The 21,270-nt window shown below is 61.6% G+C and carries 10 protein-coding genes, 1 tRNA gene and 2 rRNA genes (1 of these 13 running past the window's edge); 4 read left to right on the top strand and 9 right to left on the bottom strand.

Features of this window, described 5'->3' with window-relative positions; translation table 11 throughout:
• Positions 1 to 126: 126 nt before the first annotated feature.
• Positions 127 to 2,775 (top strand): TIM-barrel domain-containing protein, encoded by a 2,649-nt coding sequence (locus tag AACH73_RS11575; RefSeq protein WP_272742333.1) that lies wholly within the window; start codon positions 127 to 129, stop codon positions 2,773 to 2,775.
• A gap of 41 nt (positions 2,776 to 2,816) precedes the next feature.
• Here the strand turns inward: AACH73_RS11575 and AACH73_RS11570 are convergent, their stop codons facing one another.
• The 5 genes from AACH73_RS11570 to AACH73_RS11550 form a co-directional block, all read right to left on the bottom strand.
• Complete coding sequence (locus AACH73_RS11570; protein WP_272742334.1) at positions 2,817 to 3,701, bottom strand: hypothetical protein; 885 nt, start codon at positions 3,699 to 3,701, stop codon at positions 2,817 to 2,819.
• Positions 3,702 to 3,715: 14 nt separating this feature from the next.
• Entirely contained in the window at positions 3,716 to 6,364 is a 2,649-nt protein-coding gene (locus AACH73_RS11565) for a glycoside hydrolase family 3 protein (protein WP_272742335.1), read from the bottom strand.
• Positions 6,365 to 6,380: 16 nt separating this feature from the next.
• On the bottom strand, positions 6,381 to 8,462 hold the full coding sequence (locus AACH73_RS11560) for an alpha-L-arabinofuranosidase C-terminal domain-containing protein (RefSeq protein ID WP_272742336.1): 2,082 nt from the start codon (positions 8,460 to 8,462) through the stop codon (positions 6,381 to 6,383).
• Between the two features lie 124 nt (positions 8,463 to 8,586).
• Complete coding sequence (locus tag AACH73_RS11555; protein WP_272742337.1) at positions 8,587 to 10,143, bottom strand: alpha-L-arabinofuranosidase C-terminal domain-containing protein; 1,557 nt, start codon at positions 10,141 to 10,143, stop codon at positions 8,587 to 8,589.
• Positions 10,144 to 10,301: 158 nt separating this feature from the next.
• Positions 10,302 to 11,327 carry an alpha/beta hydrolase-fold protein gene (locus AACH73_RS11550; RefSeq protein WP_272742338.1) on the bottom strand — a complete coding sequence of 342 codons (1,026 nt, stop codon included), beginning with the start codon at positions 11,325 to 11,327 and terminating at the stop codon, positions 10,302 to 10,304.
• Positions 11,328 to 11,718: 391 nt separating this feature from the next.
• On the opposite strand from AACH73_RS11550, the gene AACH73_RS11545 reads away from it, so the two are divergent.
• Both AACH73_RS11545 and AACH73_RS11540 read left to right on the top strand, forming a co-directional pair.
• Positions 11,719 to 13,662 carry an NPCBM/NEW2 domain-containing protein gene (locus AACH73_RS11545; RefSeq protein WP_338736007.1) on the top strand — a complete coding sequence of 648 codons (1,944 nt, stop codon included), beginning with the start codon at positions 11,719 to 11,721 and terminating at the stop codon, positions 13,660 to 13,662.
• A gap of 164 nt (positions 13,663 to 13,826) precedes the next feature.
• Complete coding sequence (locus AACH73_RS11540) at positions 13,827 to 15,050, top strand: endo-1,4-beta-xylanase (protein ID WP_272742340.1); 1,224 nt, start codon at positions 13,827 to 13,829, stop codon at positions 15,048 to 15,050.
• 72 nt (positions 15,051 to 15,122) lie between these two features.
• Here AACH73_RS11540 and AACH73_RS11535 read toward each other — a convergent pair whose 3' ends face one another.
• Positions 15,123 to 16,211 (bottom strand): helix-turn-helix transcriptional regulator, encoded by a 1,089-nt coding sequence (locus AACH73_RS11535; protein WP_272742341.1) that lies wholly within the window; start codon positions 16,209 to 16,211, stop codon positions 15,123 to 15,125.
• A 331-nt stretch (positions 16,212 to 16,542) separates the two neighbouring features.
• On the opposite strand from AACH73_RS11535, the gene AACH73_RS11530 reads away from it, so the two are divergent.
• Positions 16,543 to 18,258, top strand: a complete 1,716-nt coding sequence (locus AACH73_RS11530) for a methyl-accepting chemotaxis protein (RefSeq protein ID WP_272742342.1) — start codon at positions 16,543 to 16,545, stop codon at positions 18,256 to 18,258.
• A 144-nt stretch (positions 18,259 to 18,402) separates the two neighbouring features.
• Here the strand turns inward: AACH73_RS11530 and AACH73_RS11525 are convergent.
• From AACH73_RS11525 to AACH73_RS11515, 3 genes are all read right to left on the bottom strand, one after another.
• A tRNA-Met gene (locus AACH73_RS11525) sits at positions 18,403 to 18,479 on the bottom strand.
• 110 nt (positions 18,480 to 18,589) lie between these two features.
• Positions 18,590 to 18,704 (bottom strand): 5S ribosomal RNA (rrf, locus tag AACH73_RS11520).
• 69 nt (positions 18,705 to 18,773) lie between these two features.
• Positions 18,774 to 21,270 (bottom strand): 23S ribosomal RNA (locus AACH73_RS11515) (it continues 281 nt past the right edge of the window).

Here is a 21,270-nt window from a genome sequence, read left to right as displayed (position 1 = left end):
TTAAATTATCTGACTGCATTTTCGCCTTCTGGGGGCAAGGGTGCCGTGCCATTGGGTTGAGTGCACCCCGCAAGACAAGTGCCGCGCGTATGATTTTTCCGCTCCCTCAGTCTCAAAGGATGCCCTATGAAAAAAGTAAATCTGTCCGAGCGCCTTTACGACCGCCGACAGCTATTAGTCGGAGGAATAGCGGCTACGGCCTTGTCTGCAACCGCCGGATCGGCCCTGAGCGCCCCCCGGCGACGGGCGGATTACATGGCTGTGACGCGAGAGGGGACGCTGTCACTCACGGCCCTGAGCGACCGGGCCTTTCATGTGCGTTTTGCGCGGGCGAATCAGAGCCTGACCAGCGATCCCCACCCTCTGCTTCTGCCGCAAAGCCACCGTCCTAAGCCGCGTCAGCAGCGAATCGCGGGGCGGGTCAGCCTGCGCCTGCCCGGCATCCGCTGCGATATCGACGCGAACGGCCGCCTGCGATTCTTCGATGGTCAGGACACCCCTTTGCTCAGCGAAACGGCGCAGGCGCGCCGCCTGACGCCGTCGAAACTGGGGGCGGAAACGGTGTTGATCGCCCGTCAGGCCTTCGAATCCCCCGCTGATGAACATCTCTACGGTACAGGCTGTTTTCAGGACGGCGCGCTCAATCTGCGCCAGCTTCCGCGCCGCCTGACTCAGGTCAACACACAGATCAGCCTGCCTTTTTTGCTGTCCAGCCGCGGCTACGGCCTGCTTTGGCTGAACAGCGGCAAGTGCGAACTGAACCCGCCGTCGCAAAGCGTCGCCCTGCAGAAGGTGGATGTGGCGGCACAGGGTCAGATGGTCGATGTCACCACCGGCAGCGGCAATGCGCGGCAGGCACGTACCGAGGCGCTCTTCGAAGCGCACATCCACCTGAGCGCGGCCGGGCGCTATGCCTTTCAGCTCGATATCGGGCGCAAGATGGCTTCGCGTCATTATGTCGAAATTGACGGCAAGCCCTATACGGACCTGACCAATCTGTGGTTGCCGCCGACGACCAGCTTCCTGGCCGATCTCAGTGCCGGTCCGCATACCCTCCGCGTAAAGGCCAATGCCGAAGACGCCCCCACCCTTCTTTATGAGCGCGCGCAGGACACCACCGTCCTCAGCGCCGACGTGGCCGACGCCATCGAATATGTGGTCATTGCCGGGCCCGATTCCGCAGACATATTCAAAACCTATGGAAAACTGGTCGGAACGACCCCGATTCTGCCCAAATGGGCCTATGGTTACCTCCATTGTCGGGAGCGCTTCCACTCTTCGCAGGAGATCCTCGAAACGGCGCAAGACTTCCGCCGTCGGCAGTTGCCCGTCGATGTCATGGTGCAGGACTGGCAGTACTGGGGGAAGTATGGCTGGAACGCCATGCGCTTTGACGAAGCGCACTACCCCGATCCGGCAGCGCTGATAAACACCCTGCACGGCATGGACCTGCGCCTGATGCTGTCGGTGTGGTCGAAGGTCGATCGCAAGGCCGAACTGGGGCAGCTTATGGCCGATAAGGGCTTCTATATCCCCGACACCGACTGGATCGACTTTTTCAACCCGAAGGCGGCCGCCTTTTACTGGCAGAACCAGAGCCAGCGTCTGGCGTCGCTGGGCATTGACGCTTGGTGGCAGGACGCGACGGAGCCGGAAAATGACGATCTGGTCGGGCGGCAAACCCATGCCGGGGCCGGTGAGCGGGTACGACTCAGCTACCCGCTTCAGGTCTCGCGCACCGTCTATGAGGGGCAAAGGCGCGACTATCCGGATCGCCGCGTCTTCATCCTGACGCGCTCGGCCTTTGTGGGTCAGCAGCGCTATGCCGCCGCCACCTGGTCGGGCGATATCGGCAATGACTGGGAGACACTGAAGCGGCAGATTCCTGCCGGTCTCAACATGGCCGCCGCCGGTTATCCCTACTGGACGGTCGATGCGGGCGGCTTCTTCCGTCCGGGGCCGTCGCAATATACCGACCCGGCCTATCACGAGCGCTTTATCCGCTGGTTCCAGTACGCCACCTTCCTGCCGTTGCAGCGCGTGCACGGCTACATGACCGATACCGAATTCTGGCGCTATGGCGAAACCGTCGAAGGCGCGGCGCGCACCTATCTCAACCTGCGCTACCGCCTTTTCCCCTATATCTACAGTCTGGCGGCGCAGGCCCACCGGGCGGGGATGCCGCTGATTCGTCCGCTGGTGTTCGATTTCCGCCGCGACGCGCAGGCGCTCGATCAGGGGCACAGCTACATGTTCGGCGACCATCTGCTGGTGGCACCGGTCGTCGAACCGGGCGTCAGTGCGTGGCCGGTCTATCTGCCACAGTCGGACGGCGGCTGGTTCGACCTGTGGAGCGGCGCGCACCGCGCCGGCGGAAAGACGCACAGCGTCCCCGCGCCCCTGACGCAGATCCCGGTGCATGTACGGGCGGGCAGCGTCCTGCCCTTAGGGCCTGTCGCGCAGTCCACGGCTGACCTGACCGGGGAGGTGCTGGATATTCTCGTCTTCCCCGGCCGCGACGGCGGGTTTGACCTTTATGAGGATGACGGCGTGACCTATGACTATGAGGGTGGGGCGCGCAGCCTGATCGCTCTGCGCTGGGACGACCGGCGCGGCGAATTGCACATCGGGGCACGGCAGGGCCGCTTCAACGGTATGGCCGAGCGCAAACGGTTACGCCTGCATCTCCTCTCCCCGGATCAGCCGCCTCTGGCACCGGGGAAAGGGACGGAGGTCAGCTATTCAGGGGAGTCCCTGCGCGTGCGCCTGCGCTAGAGCGGAAGGACTCCGTCAGAAATCATCCCGCTCTGAGGGGGTTAGAAATTCTTGCGGGCGTAGGTCAGGCGGCTGTCCTGGCAATAGCCGCAGGCCTCGCCCACGAATTTGGCCGCAGATACCTTGTCGCCCCTCAGCTTCCAGTTCAGCCAGTGGGTCACCACCTCGGCCCCGATGCCGCCGTGCGGGTCCATGTAGGTGCCGCCGTGCCCGACCGGAATGTCGATATGCGCCGCCGGAATATGGGTGATGCGCCTATAGTCGTCGCTGCCATTGGCATAGGCGATGTCGGTCGGCCCGCCGAGGACGTAGAGCACCGAGCCGTGGATGTCATTGAGCATCGACTTATCGACGTTCAGGCCTGCGATGGGATTGCCCGCATTGAAAACGCCGCTGTTCATCACCACCAGTGTGGCAATGCGCGGGTCTTTGGCGATGGCGATGGCCTGAAGCCCGCCGCAGCTAAAGCCCGATACGGCAATCTTTTTGGGATCAAGCCGCTGGTAATAGGGGCTGCCCTTGCGTGCATTTTCCTTCAGCGCCCAGTCGATGGCCTCGGTCAGGGCGTCGGGTGAGGTCGCAGCCTTCAGGCCCCCCGGCAGCGGCCCTTGCGGGGCCTCCGCGGGTTTGGGGCCGGGTATGGTGCCCGGCGCAATGGCCAGATAGCCGTGCGAGGCGATTTCCAGCAGATGGTTTTTGGAACTGGTGCCGTCGCGGCTGCACGCCCCGTTGCCAAAGACGTAGAGACCGAGCTTTTCTCCCTTCAGGGCCGACAGGGTCTGCGGGTGATAGACGACGTGTGCCGGAAGAGTCGGGTCTTCTTCGAACACGGCCGGATAGGGCCCCGTGCCCGTCTCTTCGGCGGCGGCGGCGAAGGCCAGAGCGGCGGCAGCCACGCCGAGGGTCAGGGCCAGAAAGCGTGTCATGGACGATCTCCGAATCAGGGTTTGATGAGGTGGGACGAGGTGACGGTCAGGGTGCCCTTGACGCCGGCGGCTGCCGGCAGCCCCTTGCGCGTCACGGGTTGCCCGCCGCCGAGCCACAGCTCGACCTTGCCCGGCTTGACCGAGCGCGAGCCATCGGCATTGACGGTGCTGAGCGCCTGCGGGTCGAGCGTGAAGCGCACGGTTTTCGTCTCCCCCGCCTTCAGATGAATACGCTCGAAGCGCGCGAGCGCCCGGATGGGCGCCAGCTTCTGGCCCGGATAGCTGACATAGAGCTGCACCACCTCATCGCTGTCGCGCGACCCGCTATTGGTCACATCGGCCGAGACGCTGACCTGACCGTCACCGGCCACCTGACGCGCCGACAGGGTCAGCGGCGCGTAGCGGAAGGTGGTGTAGGACAGGCCGTAGCCGAACGGATAGAGGGCCTCGCCTTGGAAGTAGCGATAGGTGCGCCCCTTCATGCTGTAGTCGTTGAAGGCCGGAAGCTGATCGACCGAGCGGTAGAAGGTGACGGGCAGACGACCGGCGGGGCTGTAGTCCCCGGCGATCAGACGCGCCACGGCGGCCCCGCCCTGCCCGCCCGGATACCAGGCTTCGACAATGGCCGGGACGTTTTTGTCCGCCCAGTTGATCCCCAGCGCGCTGCCATTGATCAGGACCAGAACCACCGGCTTACCGGCGGCGCTGACCTGCTCCAGCACCTTTTGTTGGGCAGGCGGCAGGTTGAGGCTGGTGCGGTCGCCGCCCGAAAAGCCTTCGGTTTCGACGCGCATCTCTTCGCCTTCGACGCGCTGCGACAGGCCCGCCACAAAGACCACCAGATCGGCCTCTTTTGCAGCGGCCACGGCCGCCTGCGCGCCCGTATCCGACGGCAGGCTCCACATCAGCGTCTCCTCGCCCTTCGGCTGGCGCTGGAAGGATTCGACGCGGATGCGGTTGCGCGACCCGGCCTCAAGCCGCACGGTCCCGGTGGCGATGGAAGGCCGCCAGTCCACCCGCCAGGCATCGACGATCATCTTGTCATTGACCCAGATGCGATAGCCGCCGTGCGCGTCGTAACGGAAGCGGTATTCGCCTGTCTCCGGTGCGGTCAGATAGCCGTCATAGCGCACGGCCCCGCTGCGGTTTTCACCGGCCCAGACCTGACGCATCCCGCCTTCGCTGCCAGTCGTCTGCGGCGCGCCGCCCATATCGGGGGTAGCGAAATGGCTGACCGTCACGCCGGTTTGGGTGCAGGCCTCGTCGCGGCAGAAGGCGTTGTCGGGTACGGCCGCCATCACCGGGTCGATCAGGCCCGATCCCGGCGCATAGGTGACGGTCGCCTTGGGGAAACGGGCGCGGATGCCGGACAGCACCGTTACCGGGTGCGAGGGATCGCCATTGTAGTTGCCGACCAGCGAGTCCATCGAATCGGCATTGGGCCCGATGACGGCGATATGGCGCGGCTCACCCTTCAGCGGCAGCAGGTTGTTTTCGTTCTTGAGCAGGACCATGGCCGACTCCGCGACCCTTTGCGAGAAATCGCGATTGGCGGGCGTGTCGTAATCCTCGGCTGTGATCTTCGGGAAAACTTTTGCGGGCGGATCGAACTGCCCCAGTTTGAAGCGCGCGGTAAACAGGCGAATCAGCGCCGTATCGAGCGTCTTTTCCGGCAGCAGGCCCTGACGCACGGCGCGCGTCAGGTGGTCGGCCTCATTGGCATTACCGCAGATGAGGTCCGTGCCCACCTGATAGGCCGCCGTTACCCCTTCTTCGGGGGTCGGGCGATAGGCGTGCGAAGTCTTGTAATAGATATCGCCCACGGCGTCGCAGTCGGACACGACATAGCCCTTAAAGCCCCAGTCCTTGCGCAGATATTTGACCAGCAGGTCTTCGTTGGCGCAGGCGGGCTGACCATTGATGGCGTTATAGGCGCACATGATCGAACCGGCCTGCCCTTCGGTGATGGTGGCCCTGAAGGCCGGCAGATAGGTGTCAGCAAGGTCATAGGGCGACGGATTGACATTATCGCGGTGACGACCGGCTTCCGGGCCCGAATGGACGGCATAGTGTTTGGGCGTCGCCACGGTGCGGTAATAGACCGGATCATCGCCCTGAAGCCCCCTGACGAAGGCGACGCCCATGCGCGCCGTCAGGTAAGGGTCTTCGCCATAGGTTTCCTGACCCCGGCCCCAGCGCGGATCGCGGAAGATGTTGATATTGGGCGACCACACGGTCAGGCCGCCGAACCAGTCCGAACCGCCGAACCGGTGGCGCTCCTTCAGGTATTTGGCGCGAAACTCGACGCTGATCGTCTCCGCGACGCGGTGGATCAGCGGCTCATCCCAGGTGGCGGCCAGACCCACGGCCTGCGGGAAGACGGTGGCGTAACCGGCAGCGGCCACCCCGTGCAGGCCTTCGTTCCACCAGTTGTATTCGCGCACATTGAGGCGCGGAATGGCCGGGGCATCGTTGATCAGCTGCGCCGTCTTTTCTTCCAGCGTCATGCGCGACACAAGGTCGGCGGCCCGCGCCTCAGGCGGTTTGGAGGCATCCTGATAGCCGGGCGCATCGAGCGGGTTTTGTGCCGCCGCCGGTTGCAGCGCCCCGGCGGACATCAGGGCCGCCAGTACGGCTGCGGTAAAATAGCGATTGGGTGTCATGGTGTCCTCCCTTGGCTTACGCGCGGACGAATTCATACAGTTCGATGCTGATGGGGGCGATGCGCAGCGGCCCGGCGGGGAAACGGCCCGCGACGACCGCCACCTGCTCCGGCTTACCCACCGCGTTTTGCGCCTCAAGGTCGGGGCCGGTCAGTTTCCAGCAGCGGCCGCCCTTGCGCGCCTTGAAGCCGTCGATCTTGAGGTCAAGGCTCTGGGCTTGCTCCGTGGCATTCACAACAGCGACAATCAGCGCCTTGCGGTCCGCCGTCAGGGCTGCGGAAACGTCGAGCGGATAGGTGGCGCTGCCCGCATTGACACGGGGCTGATCCCCGCCCGCAGGGAAGTCGGGCTTCGGTACGGGCGAAGCGCCCGTGACCTCGACAGGGATCGTGCCGAAATGCTGATTGTACATCTGGTACATGCGGCCGGTGGCGCTGATGACCGAGCGCGTGCGGTCGAAATCCAGCCAGCCCGTCGCCATGGTATAACCGGCCATGTCGATAAAGTCGGTGTGGCGGAAGAATTCGTGCAGGCACATGCCCAGCGCCAGACAGGTCTTCAGGTTCTGACGGAAGCTGTAGGCATATTCATCGAAGAAAACCTTGACCTTGCCGTCGTTCAGCGCCGGATGGCGGCGCTTATACTCTTCCCAGCATTCGACCATGGTCAGGACGCGGTTGGCGGGCTGACGCGCCCATTCGACCAGCGGGCGTTGCACGTCGAACAGCTTGCCCGTCGCCATGTCGAACTTTTTGTTTTCCGGCGGATAGGCGTGGGTGGCCAGCGCATCGAAGCGCCCCCAGGCGTGCGTCATCATGCCATTGGCCCAGTCGCGGTCTGAGCCGAACTCGACATTGGGCTGACCGGCCACGAAGATGCCCTGCCCCGTCGTCATCTCATCCACGAAGCCGCCGGGCGCGATGATGTAGATGGACGGATCGACCTTGCGCATGGCGTCGGCGAACTGGTTGTGCTTGATGACATACTGCTTCAGGGGGATGTGCCCCATCTGCCAGTTGCCGTACATCTCATTGCCGATGTTCCAGTATTTGACGCGGTAAGGTTCCGGATGGCCATTGGCGGCGCGTTTGGCGCCCCACGGCGTGTCGGCGCTGCCGTTGATGTATTCGACCTGCTCGGCCCCCGAACGCGGCCCGTCGAAGCCGGTGCTGACCGACCACGACGGCTCGGCATTGATCATCTGGCACATTTGCAGCAGCTCATCGACGCCGACATCATTCGGCTGAGCGAAGCTCCAAACCGGGTCCCAGACGGGCGGGCGGGTATCCGGATCGCCGATCGTGTCTTTCCAGTCATAGGCCGAGATGAAGTTGCCGCCGGGGATACGCAGGATCTTGCAGTCGATCTCGCGCATCAGGGCCAGCGTATCGGCGCGGAAGCCTTTGACATTGTCGGCGGGCATCAGCGACACCGCCCCGACGCGGAACGTGCCGGTGCCCGTGCCCGTAATTTCCAGCCGCGCTTCGGTCGTGGCCGCTTGACAGCTAAAGCGCAAGGGCACCTTGCGCCAGTCCGCGCCCGCCTCGACCCGGACCGTCTGACGCTCCGCCGGGCCGCTGCCCCAGATCAGGGTGGCGGCCACTTCCGCCCTGCCGTAGGCAGCGATGACGACTCGCCCCACATAGTCCTTGGCAGCGACCGCCAGACCCGACTGGGCGATACCGCGCGGCTCCGTCGCGCTCAGCTGCACGACCGGCGACTGTGCGCCGACCCACGGCGTCTTGCGGTCCATGCTCAGCGCTGACTCCGGGCCGACGGGTACCCAGCGGTTGCTGTCGCGGTTGCGGCCCGGCCGGCCTTCGGGTTTGGCGGGCGGCGTCGCGGTGATGGGGTTATAGAATTTGCGGTCGTCCAGCACCTCGCTCCACAGGCTGTGGTTGATGAGGTCGCCGATATGCTCAAGGAAGCCCCCATAGATGAACGGGTTGATAGGGGGGCGTTCCTGCCCGGCCCTCAGGGTCGAGGCAATGGGCTTGGCGGTTTGCGCCAGAACAGGGGCGGCGGTCAGCAGGCCGGTGGCGACCGAGGCGGCCAGAGCCTGCCGGCGCGAGACGGAGGGGGGAGTTGGGTGGGACATGGGAGCCTCTGAAAGTATAGAGATGCGTGCAAAGACAGGCCACGGCAGGCGTGGCCGGGGACGCGAAAACGCACTGAAAACCGTTGCGCCGCATCAGGGTCTGACTGATGCGGCGCGGAGAGGATCAGGGTTGCAGGGTCAGTACGGTGACCGAGGCGGGGGACAGGCGGACCATCACCTTGCCATCCTTCATCTTCGCCGTGACCGGCTTGGGGGCCACTGTCTCCGGGTCCGAGAAGGTGTTGTAGGCGTCGAACTTCGCCGCCGACAGGGTCTCACCGGTCGCGGTCTTCACCTTGATGTTCAGGCTGGCCACGTCGATATCCACCGGCGTCCTGGGGTCGAGATTGGTCAGGGAGAGATAGATCTTCCCGTCCGTCCCGCGCGCCGCCAGCGCATCGACGCGCGGCAGGCTGATGTCACCAAAGCTGTAGGTGCCGGCATTCAGCGTTACCGGGATAAAGGTGGCGTCCTGAAACGGCACGTACATGCGGAAGACGTGATAGGTCGGCGTCAGCAGCATCTTTTCCTTGTCCGTCAGGATCATGGCCTGAAGGACATTGACCATCTGGGCGATATTGGCCATGCGCACGCGGTCGGCGTGGCGGGCGAAGATGTTGAGGTTCAGCGCCGACAGCACGGCGTCGCGCTGCGTATTCTGCTGCATCAGGAAGCCGGGATCGGTGCCGGGGGTCGCCACGTACCACGCGCCCCACTCATCGACGACCAGCGACACCTTCTTTTCCGGGTCGTACTTGTCCATGATGGCGGAGTGGGTCTTGACCAGCTCGTCCATCTTCAGCGTATCCTGAAGGATGACGGCATATTCCTTTTCGCCGAAGCCCGTAGCCTTCTGCGACACGGGGAAACCGCCGCCGGTCGTGTAGTAGTGCAAAGACAGGCCTTCGATATCCCAGGCCCAGCTGCGGCCCTTGTAGGACTTCATCACCGCCTCGGTATAGGCGGTGTCCGGACCGCTGGGGCCGACCGCGATGCGCTGCATCGGCTGGGCCTTGTTATAGTTGCGCACAAAGCGCGCATACATCTTCATCTGGCTGACGTAGAAGTCCGGCGTCATGGCGCCGCCGCAGTCCCAGCTTTCGTTGCCCAGCCCAACAAAGGCCACCTTATAGGGCTCCGCATGGCCGTTCCGGGCGCGTTCCGCCCCGATGCCGTCTTGCGTGCTGGAGGTCATATATTCCAGCCATTCGGCCGCCTCGCCCACCGTGCCGGAGCCGACATTGACCGAGATATAGGCCTCGGCCCCCACCTGAGTGGCGAAGTCCATAAATTCGTCGGTGCCAAAGGTGTTGGGCTCGATCACGCCGCCCCAGTTGGCGTTCATCATCGGCTTGCGCTCCGGACCGATGCCGCGCCGCCAGTGGTATTCGTCGGCAAAGCACCCGCCGGGCCAGCGCACGACCGGGACCTTGATGGCTTTCAGCGCCGCCACCACGTCATTGCGGATGCCGCGCGTATTGGGAATGGCGGAGTCCTTACCGACCCACACGCCTTCATAGATGCCGCTGCCGAGGTGTTCGGCAAACTGACCGAAGATGCGGCGGTCGATCTTGGCTCCCGGCTTGGTGGCGTCCACCGTCACCGACACCCGCTCCTGCGCAGCGGCAGGCAGGGTCAGGGCAAGCAGAGACAATACGCCTGTCAGAACGAGCGGTTTCATTATATCTCCCTGTCATTTTTAGGTGCGGACGGCGTGCGCCGTGCGCGGTGTTTTGACCTTTTATCCGGCCATTATGATACCGCTAACACGAAACCGCATAATGTCAAAACAAATGTCAGACTATTGCGCCGCACCTAAACCGGTGCGGCGCAACCCCCTCATTTTTTCGCGGGTGCAAAGGACAGGGTCTTGGCGAAGAACGGCAGGACGTGGTTCTGGAAGCGGTCGGCGACGCCACTGACGTGATCGCCGTCATAGAGCGTGAAACTGTTGGCCACGCCGTAGTTTTCCAGCGTGACGTGCAGCGCCTCCGTATCGGTCTTCAGCCCGTCGCGATTACCGACATCGAAGGCAATGGCCTTGTACTGCCGCATATTGGGGATGTACTGGTGCACCATCGACAGGGGCGCATTGGCGGCCCAGCGGGCAATCACATCGGGCTGGGTCTCGCCGTCCTTCGTCGGCAGATCGACATAGAAGGGTGGCTTTTTGGGGTTGGGCGACCAGGCCGAGGCCACGGCGAAGGTGGCGCGTCCCATAAAGCCGAGGCTCTGCGCCTCTTCGGGGGTTTTGACAGCCTCCAGCTTGCGTCCCTCTTCCGGCGGCAAACTGCCGCGCGCCGACAGGCAGCACGGGCTCATCACATAGAGGGCGCTGAACACTTCCGGGTGCTTCATGCCGATACGCACCGTGCCGTAGCCGCCCATCGAATGCCCGGCCAGACCGCGGCTGTCACGAGTGGCCAGCGTGCGGTAGTGGCTGTCGATATAGGCCACAAGGTCTTTAGCAATAAAGCCTTCCCAGTCGCCGGTCGTCGCCGAACTGGAATACATCGAGCCGTTGTGCAGGGTCTGCGAGCTGGGCAGGACTATAATCATGCCCTTGACGCCCGCCGCATAGGCGCCGTCGATCGTCTGCGGGGTGCGGATTTCCTTCGACCAGATCTCGTTATTGATCGAATAGCCGTGCAGGGCATAGATGACCGGATACCGCTTTTTGGGATGAGAATCGTAATCGGGCGGCAGGTAAACCGTCACCTTGCGGTCCGCCGAATTGCCCTCCAGATTGCCTTCCAGAGCGCGGCTATGGACGGTGATCTGTTCCGTCCTGACCGCTTGTGCCGCTGCGGAACCCGCCATGAAAACCAGCGCCAAAGCCCCCAGCGCTATACCGAACTGTCGCATCTCTCTCACCCTGTTGTTGTGTGTTTATAGACTAAAACCTCTGACAAATAGGCGCGGGAATCAAGCCAAAAAACGCCGTTCAGCGGGTGCATGGGGCATGGTGTGAGGCCAGACCTGTCAAAAGGTCGATAGGCCTCTGGGCGATTGACGGAAATTGTCTGATATAATAGCCTTGGGGCAACAGGCGGCCAAAACGCGATATTCGCGCTTGATAATAAGCCTGCGACGATCAGGGACAGCCATCTTCTTCGCCTTGCGCTTATTACCGCGCCGGCATGTCCCTGCCCGTCACCCTGGCCGCCGCCTCACTGGCGGCTTGAACGGACGGATTCCGCCGGGATCAGGCCGCTCAAGCCATACCGTCCCAGATTTTGCGCCCGAAAGGTTTTCCATGACGCCTGCACTTCGTCGCCTTGCGAGACACGCCGCCCCCGTGGCGCTGGCCGTTGGTCTTGCCCTGACCGCCGCCGCTCACGCCGAGACTGCGGCCGACCCTCTGGCCGCCACGGGTAAGTGGAGCGCCTATAGCGAAGGGCGCGCCGCGACCCCGCCCATGGGCTGGAGTTCGTGGAACGCCTTTGGCACCGACCTGACCGAGGCGCGGGTGCTCGATTCCGCCCGGATCATTGTCGAGAGTGGGCTGGCGGCCAAGGGCTACCGCTACATCAATATAGACGACGGCTGGTGGCTGAAGCGGCGTCAGTCGGACGGCCGGATGCAGGTGCGCAGCCAGCTCTTTCCCTCCGCCGCCGTCGGTGGCGCCGAAGAAACCAGCCTGCGCCCCTTTACCGACCGCATCCACAAGATGGGCCTGAAGGCGGGTATTTATTCCGATCTTGGCCGCAATGCCTGTTCTCAGGCCTTTGGCGGCCCCAACACCCCGAACCTGCCCGAAGGCACGGTGCTGGAGCGCGAAGTCGGGCTTTACGGCCATATCGAGCAGGACATTTCGCTCTATTTCAAGGACTGGGGCTTCGACTTTATCAAGGTCGATGGCTGCGGCGTGCGCGCCTTCGGGGCCGACTCCGAGCGCGTCAAGGCCGGCACCTATCGCGAATTGCCGCCGCTGATTGATTTCCAGTCGATCAGCCGCACCAATATTCCGGCCGTCAAAGCGCTGTATAAGCAAATCGGCACCAGCCTGAAGGCCAGCAATCCGGACGGCGACTATGTGTTTTCGCTGTGCGCCTGGGGCTCCGCCGATGTGCGCGCCTGGGGCAAGGATGTCGGCAATCTGTCGCGCACCAGCGACGACCTGACCCCCTCCTGGTCGCGCCTGCTGACCAATTTCGATTCGGCGGCCACCCGCGCCCTCTATGCCCATCCGGGAAGCTGGAACGACCCGGACATGCTGTTTATCGGCCATGGTGAGTTCGATGCGAACCACCTGGTCGAAGCGCGCTCACACTTCGCCCTGTGGGCCATGATCAACGCGCCTCTGCTGATCGGTTACGACCTCAGTCAGGCCTCGCCGGAGCTGATGCAGATTTTTGGCAATGAGGCGATCATCGCGCTCAATCAGGATGCGGGCGGCCATCAGGCGGTCCTGGCTTATGACAGTGACGATGTGCAGATCCTGATCAAGACCGTGGGCACAGACCCGACGCGCAAGGCCGTGGCCCTGTTCAACCGCACGGCGGAGGGCAAGGACGTCATCCTGACCGCCGAGCACCTGAAATATCTGGGCACTCAGCCGGTCAAACTGCGCGATCTGTGGACGCAGGCCGATCAGGCCCCCTTCACCGGCGAGGCCAAATTTCACCTCGCTCCGCATCAGACCCTGATCTTCATGGCCAGCGGAACGCCTGTGCTGAGCAACGGGCAATATCTCTCCGACCTGCCCGGCCGCGTCAACCCGGCGGTCGATGGCGTCGTGGTGCCGCAGGCCGACCCCTTCATCTATCGCATGAAAAGCCCGTGGAACGGCACGCGCGGGCGCGGCGACATTCCGGCCTACACCGGCTGGGGCGGGGCGCAGGCCGATGCCTCCCCCTATGGTCGCCAGCTTCAGGTCGCCGGCAAGGCCTTCCGCAGCGGTATCGGCATCCTTGCCAATTCGCGGCTGGAGGTGCGGGTGCAACCGTCCGATCGCCGCTTCAAAGCCCGTGTCGGGGTGGACGATTCCACGCTCAACACCACTGAGGCCGTGACCTTCGCCGTCTATGGCGATGGCAAGCTGCTGGTAAAGTCTCAGCCGCTGCGCTTCGGGCAGGCCCCGCAGGCGCTTTCCGCCGATCTGAAAGGGGTCCGCCTTGTCGAACTGGTGGCCACCAGCGCCAGCCCGAGCGCCACTCCCGCTGCCGTCACCTGGGGGGACGCGGCCCTGCTGAAATAGCCCGCACACGGTAACCTCAGGGCAGAAACATCACAGGCCGGAGGCAACCCCTCCGGCCTTCATTTTTTATGGTACCGCTATCAAATATTCTGTGTCATTCTCATCATGTGGAGGCAAGCGCGTCCTGTCTTCAACAAAAACAAAAAGATATACCGGGAGTGAACATGAATATCTCTGCACAGCTCAGCAGGCGCGGCCTGCTGATGGGGGTGGCCGGTGCGTCGGCACTGGCCAGTTGTGGCGGTGGCGGCGGAGGGGGCGGCGGCGTCTCTTCCCCCGTATCGTCCGGCTCTGCCTCCTCCAGTTCCAGCACCGCCTCCGCCAGCGGCCCCACCCTGCCCGACCCGGCCACGGCCCCGGCGCTCAAGACCTATTTCAACGGCAAGTTTCTGGTCGGCATGACGGCGGAACCGAGCGAGATCAACAATGCGATTTCACAGCCCGTGCTGAAAACGCACGCCAATTCGATGACCGCCGAAAACTGCATGAAGCCGCTGGCCATCGGTACCAGCGCCGGGGTCTATAACTACACCCTCGCCGATCAGGTCATCGCCTTTGCCAGCGCCAACAATATCGCCGTGCGCGGCCACACCCTGCTGTGGCATCAGTCAGCCCCGGACTGGTTCTTTGCGGGCGACAGCACCAGCGCCACCTACAGGGCGACGGTGCAGGCGCGGCTTGAGCGCTATATCGCCGACGTGGTGACCTATTTCAAAGGCAAGGTCTATGCGTGGGACGTGGTCAATGAACCGACCAGCGACTCGGCCGGCAGCCCCTATCGCAACAGCCGCTGGTATCAGGTGCTGGGGGCCGACTATATCGAAATCGCCTTGCGGGCCGCCCGCGCCGCCGATCCGACGGTCAAGCTGTTTATCAATGACTACAGCACCGAAAATACAGACAAGCTGGCGCGCCTGATGAGCATTGTGGACACGCTGCTGACGCGCGGAGCGCCGCTCGACGGCATCGGTCATCAGTTGCACATCACCACGACCTGGCCGCCGGTGGCCAATGTCCGCGCCGCGTTTCAGGCCGTAGAAACCCGCGGCCTGATCAACCATGTCACGGAGCTGGATGTGTCGCTCTACGGCTCTGACCCCGGCAGTTGCTACGGTACGCCCGCCACCGGCTGCGCCCCGAGCCTGACCGAAGGCACGACCGCCTACTGGGACAGCATCCGAGCGCAGGCAGCGCAATACCGGGCCATGTACGACCTGTTCGCCAGCCAGCCGAGCGTCAAGTCTGTCACCACCTGGGGCGTGGCCGACAATCATACCTGGCTGACCTCTTACCCCGTCAACCGGCTGAACCATCCTCTGCTGTTCGATACGACGGGTAAGCCGAAATCGGCCTTCTGGGCCGTCGTGAACCCCAGCTTCGTGCCCTGATCCAGACGAAGCGGCAGACCCCGGCAGCGGAACCAGTCGCTGCCGGGGTCTTTTGCGTCTCCGGTCACGCCCTCAGATCGACAGATCCCTCTGAACCGAAACCAACTTTTTCTGAGACTGGATGCCTGTTTTCATCAGGATGGATTTGGTCTGATTGCGCACCGTATGAATGCTTTTACCGCTTTCGACCGCAATCTCTTCCAGCGAGTCGCCCCCCGCAATGCGCAGGGCCAGCCCCGCCTCCGCCGGCGTCAGATCGAACAGTTGCTGCACCAGAGGCGCCGTCAACTGTTCGCGCGCTTCACCGGCGATGACGATCAGAACCGTGTCCGAGGCGAAAAGGTCGCGCACATCGCCCGTCACCGGAAACAGGTGCATGATCAGCGGGCGCTCGTCCTTGTCCGACAGCAGGGGAACGGACTTCGCGCGCGGTGAATGGTCCAGCAAGGCCGTGAGATTGGTCCGGAACACCCCGTCCATCTCCGCATCCCGGAGCCTGATCCGCCCCTGAACATCATCGAGATAAGGCCCCATGCGGACATTAAAGCCCGCATTGACGCTGAGCGCCTTCCCTGACCGGGTCACGACCGCCGCAGACAATCCGATCCGCTCCAGGGCCTCGGTCATGCCCCCTGCCCGCTCCATCTGAAGACGGGTGGACAGGGCGGCCGCGCGACACAGATGGGGTCGGAGGACGTCCAGAGGCGAAACCAGCCGGTAGCAGTGCGCCGGATCCTCAAAGCCCTCAACCGAAATCAGCACATTATGATCGACAAACCCGTCGATAAAGGTACCCACCCCCGGATAGCGGCCTTGCGGAATGACGAAGGTGCGGAGTTCGAAATCCTCCAGTGCCTCGGCCTCGGGTAAAAAGTCCGGTTCGGCAACGAAGCCGAAATGCCGGCGCTCAAACAGCCTGAGCGCCCGGATGTTACGCGGTGGCGGCTTGACCGGCATACGTTCGTATTGCTCGTAGCACGCATTGACCATTGCCACGCCCTTCGGATTGCCGACAAGGCGGTTCAGGTGCCCCCCGTGAAACGACGCGATGACGGCGAGTTGGGCCTCACAGCTTTTCGCCAGTGCATCCAGCACCATCGGCCACTTATCGCTGCAAATACTGGCCTCATAAATTTCATCAACAAGCGACGCAGAAAACAAAACCCTTCCCCCTCAGTCCAGTTCACAACTCTTGATGCAGATTAACCCCCCAAAAAACCCAAATCAGGCGCACTTAAACATGCCTCTGAAAATGAATACGCACGAATTACACGAAAAAGGAAATGTCTCAGAAATATTGGCCCGAAAATCAAAAAAGTAAAAACGCGTCAAGTCTCACAATTTCAATTTAAACGAGAACATAAACAGCCGCAGGCTGAGCCCCTTATTTGCAAAAATAACGCGGCATGAAATCGATTTAATTCGGGATTAACCGGTGTCTCCTAGAAAATAAACCAAATAACAATGGCTTATCAACCATGGGGAGAGTAGTTTGCGTTTGCTGTCGTCACAGATAAAAATTGCGGGGGCCTTGCTGATCGGCAGTCTGGGCCTGTTTTGCGCCCTGCTCTTCTTTTCGCTCCAGCACGAAATCCGGCTGGCGCGAATCGCGCAGGAAGCGAATGCTCGCAAGGCCCTGATGGGCGAGTTGTCCCTCACCGCCAAGCAGATTCAGGTCAATGTGGTTCAGGTCCAGCAGTTCCTGACTGATGTGTCCGCAACGCGGGGACTGGACGGACTGGACGACGGGCCGGGTGAGGCCGCCAAAAATGCCACCGAGTTCAAAGAGCGCATCGCCCACGCCAAGGCGCTGGCCAGGGACCTCCATCTCGCAGATATCCAGTCGGCTCTGGAGGCCGTGGAACAGAAGTTCCCGGCCTATTATCAGACGGGGCAGGCCATGGCCGACGCCTATATTCAGGGCGGCACATCGGCGGGCAATGCCTTCATGGGGACGTTCGACGGAACGGCCAAGGCCGAATATGAGGCCCTCAATACAGTTCTGAGCCTCGTTGACACCGAGAACCAGTCCATCTCAAACACGGCCAGGGTCGCCAGCGAGACCAGCGTGCGCAGCGCCCATGCGACCCAACTCTATATGCTGCTGGCGGGCGCGCTCCTGACCCTGCTGGTGGCGGGCGGCCTGTGGTTTGTGCTGCGCTTCATCATCCGCCCCCTGAGCGACTTCAGCGACCAGTTGGGCCGTATTGCCGGCGGCGCCCTCGATACGCAGGTGGGCCATACACAAAAGCAGAACGAGATCGGTGCCATTGCGCGGGCGATAGACGGGTTCCGTCTGGCTCAGCGCGACCGCGAAACCGCCGAAGCCCAGGCCGAAGCCGGTCGTATCGAACGACGCACGCGCCGCGAAAGCCTTGAAAATGCGATCCAGAGGTTCAAGGCGCGCATAGATCAGGCCCTGTCCGCCCTGCACCACAGCACGCGCGGGATGCAGGATGTCAGCGCCACCCTCGAGGACATTTCTTCCCAGACGGCGGAACAATCGCAAAGCGCCTCGGCCGCGACGCTCGAAGCCACGGACAATGTGCAGATCGTGGCCGCTGCCGCCGAAGAACTGGCGGCGTCGATTGCCGACATCAGCGAAAAGATTTCGCTGTCGCAGACCGTCGTACAGGACACGACGCGCGTCAGCGCCGAAAGTCAGGAAAAAATCGACCGTCTGGCCCGTTCTTCGGAACGGATCGGCGACGTCGTCAACCTGATCCAGAACATCGCCTCTCAGACCAATCTGCTGGCCCTCAACGCCACCATCGAAGCCGCCCGTGCCGGAGACGCCGGTAAGGGCTTCGCGGTGGTGGCCACCGAGGTCAAGGCGCTGGCGGATCAGACGAGCCGCGCGACGCAGGATATTTCGGCGCAGATCGCGGAGATCCAGTCGGAAACCCAGACCGCTGTGGACTCGATCAAGGCCATCGCCGGCAAGATGGAGGAGGTGCAGCACTTTACCGTCGCCATCTCGGCCGCCGTAGAGGAACAAAGCCGGGCGACGCAGGAAATCGCGGTAAATGTCGCCAAGGCCGCGGGCTGCACCGCCAATGCCCAGCAAAGCGTGCAGATGATGGCGCAATCCGTCGAACGCACCAAACACTCCGCCTCCCGCGTGGGTCAGAGCACTCAGGAACTGGAAGATGAAAAGGCCGGGTTGGTGGAGACGATCGACGACTTCCTCAAAACCGTCGCGGCTTAAAATCATCCCGCTACAGGGAAGAAGACACCTCTCCTGACTATCGAAGAAGGCCCACCGGTTGGGTGGGCTTTTTTTGTGTCTATTCTGAGCGCCATACGCACGAAAGCCCGCCGTTTTGTGGCGGGCTTTCGTGTAAGTGAAGAATGGGTGCGGGAGCCAGATTTGAACTGACGACCTTCAGGTTATGAGCCTGACGAGCTACCGGGCTGCTCCATCCCGCGACACGTGATAACCAGAGGGGTCTGGTTAAACGAAAGACCGGCCTGAGTGTGTGGACCGGTCTTTGTGTTGAGTGATGTGCATGAAGGGTTTGGTTACTTGAACGTTATAGACCTGGCGGCGACCTACTCTCCCGCGCCTTAAGACGAAGTACCATTGGCCCAGGCAGGCTTAACGACCGAGTTCGGAATGGGATCGGGTGGGGACCGGCCGGCATAGCCACCAGGTCAATAACGTTCAAGCTGAGAAGACATTGTATGAAGAACGAGCACTGTAGGGTGCGTTTATTTGAGGGAACGATCAAGCCGATCGGATTATTAGTACTGGTTAGCTTCACTCCTCACGGAGCTTCCACACCCAGCCTATCAACGTGGTCGTCTACCACGATCCTCAGCGAGACCTTGTTTTGAGGTTAGTTTCCCGCTTAGATGCTTTCAGCGGTTATCTATTCCATACTTAGCTACCCTGCTGCGCGGCTGGCGCCACGACAGGTCCACCAGAGGTATGTCCATCCCGGTCCTCTCGTACTAGGGACAGATCCTCTCAAGTCTCGAACACCCACGGCAGATAGGGACCAAACTGTCTCACGACGTTCTGAACCCAGCTCACGTACCACTTTAAATGGCGAACAGCCATACCCTTGGGACCTGCTCCAGCCCCAGGATGTGATGAGCCGACATCGAGGTGCCAAACTTTGCCGTCGATATGGACTCTTGGGCAAAATCAGCCTGTTATCCCTAGAGTACCTTTTATCCGTTGAGCGATGGCCCTTCCACGCAGGACCACCGGATCACTATGGCCGACTTTCGTCTCTGCTCGACTTGTCAGTCTCGCAGTCAGGCGGGCTTATGCCATTGCACTCAGCGAACGATTTCCGACCGTTCTGAGCCCACCATCGCGCGCCTCCGTTACACTTTGGGAGGCGACCGCCCCAGTCAAACTACCCACCACGCCATGTCCCGGACCCGGATAGACGGGCCGCGGTTAGACGCCAACAGCAATAAGGGTGGTATTTCAAGGATGGCTCCACAGAGACTGGCGCCCCTGCTTCATAGCCTCCCACCTATCCTACACATGTTGCTGCTAACGCCAAGGCGAAGCTATAGTAAAGGTTCATAGGGTCTTTCCGTCTGACCGCGGGAACCCCGCATCTTCACGGGGAATTCAATTTCGCTGAGCCTATGCTGGAGACAGTGGGGAAGTCGTTACGCCATTCGTGCAGGTCGGAACTTACCCGACAAGGAATTTCGCTACCTTAGGACCGTTATAGTTACGGCCGCCGTTTACCGGGGCTTCAATTCGGAGCTTGCACCCCTCCTTTTAACCTTCCGGCACCGGGCAGGCGTCAGACCCTATACGTCGCTTTACAGCTTCGCAGAGCCCTGTGTTTTTGATAAACAGTCGCTACCCCCTGGCTTGTGCCACTCAGTCCTGCTTGCGCAAGGTGAGTCACGCTTATCCCGAAGTTACGCGTGTAATTTGCCGAGTTCCTTCAGCATAGTTCTCTCAAGCGCCTTGGTATGCTCTACCTGACCACCTGTGTCGGTTTCGGGTACAGTCTATGTATGAGTTATTTCCAGGGACAGCTTCGCTGCACGTACAATCCAATAAGCACGTACAACTTACACCATCCGTCACTTCATACTGGCTCCGGAATATTCACCGGATTCCCATCGACTACGCCTTTCGGCCTCGCCTTAGGGGCTGGCTAACCCTGCGCAGATTAGCTTTACGCAGGAACCCTTGGTCTTTCGGCGAGAGTGTCTCTCACACTCTTTATCGCTACTCATGTCAGCATTCTCACTTCCGATACCTCCAGCCAACCTCACGATTGACCTTCTCAGGCTTACGGAACGCTCCGCTACCGCTCACTTACGTGAACCCATATCTTCGGCGTATGGCTTGAGCCCCGTTACATTTTCCGCGCAGGATCGCTTGATCAGTGAGCTGTTACGCTTTCTTTAAAGGATGGCTGCTTCTAAGCCAACCTCCTGATTGTCAATGCAATCCCACATCGTTTCCCACTTAGCCATAACTTGGGGGCCTTAGATGATGGTTAGGGTTGTTTCCCTTTTCACGACGGACGTTAGCACCCGCCGTGTGTCTGCCGGACAGTTCTCTTGGGTATTCGGAGTTTGGTTAGAATTGGTACAGCTCGCGCCGCCCGCATCCATCCAGTGCTCTACCCCCCAAGGAATACATCCGACGCTCTACCTAAATAGATTTCGCGGAGAACCAGCTATGTCCAGGTTTGATTGGCCTTTCACCCCTATCCACAAGTCATCCGAGTCTTTTTCAACAGACACCGGTTCGGACCTCCAGTAGGTGTTACCCTACCTTCATCCTGCTCATGGATAGATCACCTGGTTTCGGGTCGTCATGCGACGAACTTAACGCTCTGTTCAAACTCGCTTTCGCTACGCCTACACCTATCGGCTTAAGCTTGCTCGGCACATGAAGTCGCTGACCCATTATACAAAAGGTACGCCGTCACCCCGCTTGGGGGCTCCGACTGCTTGTAGGCTTCCAATTTCAGGTTCTGTTTCACTCCCCTTGTCGGGGTGCTTTTCACCTTTCCCTCACGGTACTTGTTCACTATCGGTCGCAGAGGAGTACTTAGGCTTGGAGGGTGGTCCCCCCATATTCAGACAGGATTGCACGTGTCCCGCCCTACTCGAGGATCTTGCTAGTTGACGCCTACGGGACTATCACCCGCTATGGTCAGCCTTTCCAGGCTGTTCGGCTTTATATCACAAGATCACTGGCCTGGTCCGATTTCGCTCGCCACTACTT

The sequence above is a fragment of the Asticcacaulis sp. DW145 genome (assembly GCF_037101385.1).
GTDB classification, from domain to species: Bacteria; Pseudomonadota; Alphaproteobacteria; order Caulobacterales; family Caulobacteraceae; genus Asticcacaulis; species Asticcacaulis currens.
The sequence above is the reverse complement of the archived record's forward strand: the minus strand, read 5'-3'. Positions and strand labels throughout refer to the sequence as shown.

Excerpts from the sequence above, each read along its gene's own strand:
- AACH73_RS11560 (WP_272742336.1), bottom strand. The coding sequence starts at position 8,462 with ATGTCCCACCCAACTCCCCCCTCCGTCTCGCGCCGGCAGGCTCTGGCC.
- AACH73_RS11565 (WP_272742335.1), bottom strand. The coding sequence starts at position 6,364 with ATGACACCCAATCGCTATTTTACCGCAGCCGTACTGGCGGCCCTGATG.
- AACH73_RS11570 (WP_272742334.1), bottom strand. The coding sequence starts at position 3,701 with ATGACACGCTTTCTGGCCCTGACCCTCGGCGTGGCTGCCGCCGCTCTG.
- AACH73_RS11555 (WP_272742337.1), bottom strand. The coding sequence starts at position 10,143 with ATGAAACCGCTCGTTCTGACAGGCGTATTGTCTCTGCTTGCCCTGACC.
- AACH73_RS11540 (WP_272742340.1), top strand. The coding sequence starts at position 13,827 with ATGAATATCTCTGCACAGCTCAGCAGGCGCGGCCTGCTGATGGGGGTG.
- AACH73_RS11575 (WP_272742333.1), top strand. The coding sequence starts at position 127 with ATGAAAAAAGTAAATCTGTCCGAGCGCCTTTACGACCGCCGACAGCTA.
- AACH73_RS11545 (WP_338736007.1), top strand. The coding sequence starts at position 11,719 with ATGACGCCTGCACTTCGTCGCCTTGCGAGACACGCCGCCCCCGTGGCG.
- AACH73_RS11550 (WP_272742338.1), bottom strand. The coding sequence starts at position 11,327 with ATGCGACAGTTCGGTATAGCGCTGGGGGCTTTGGCGCTGGTTTTCATG.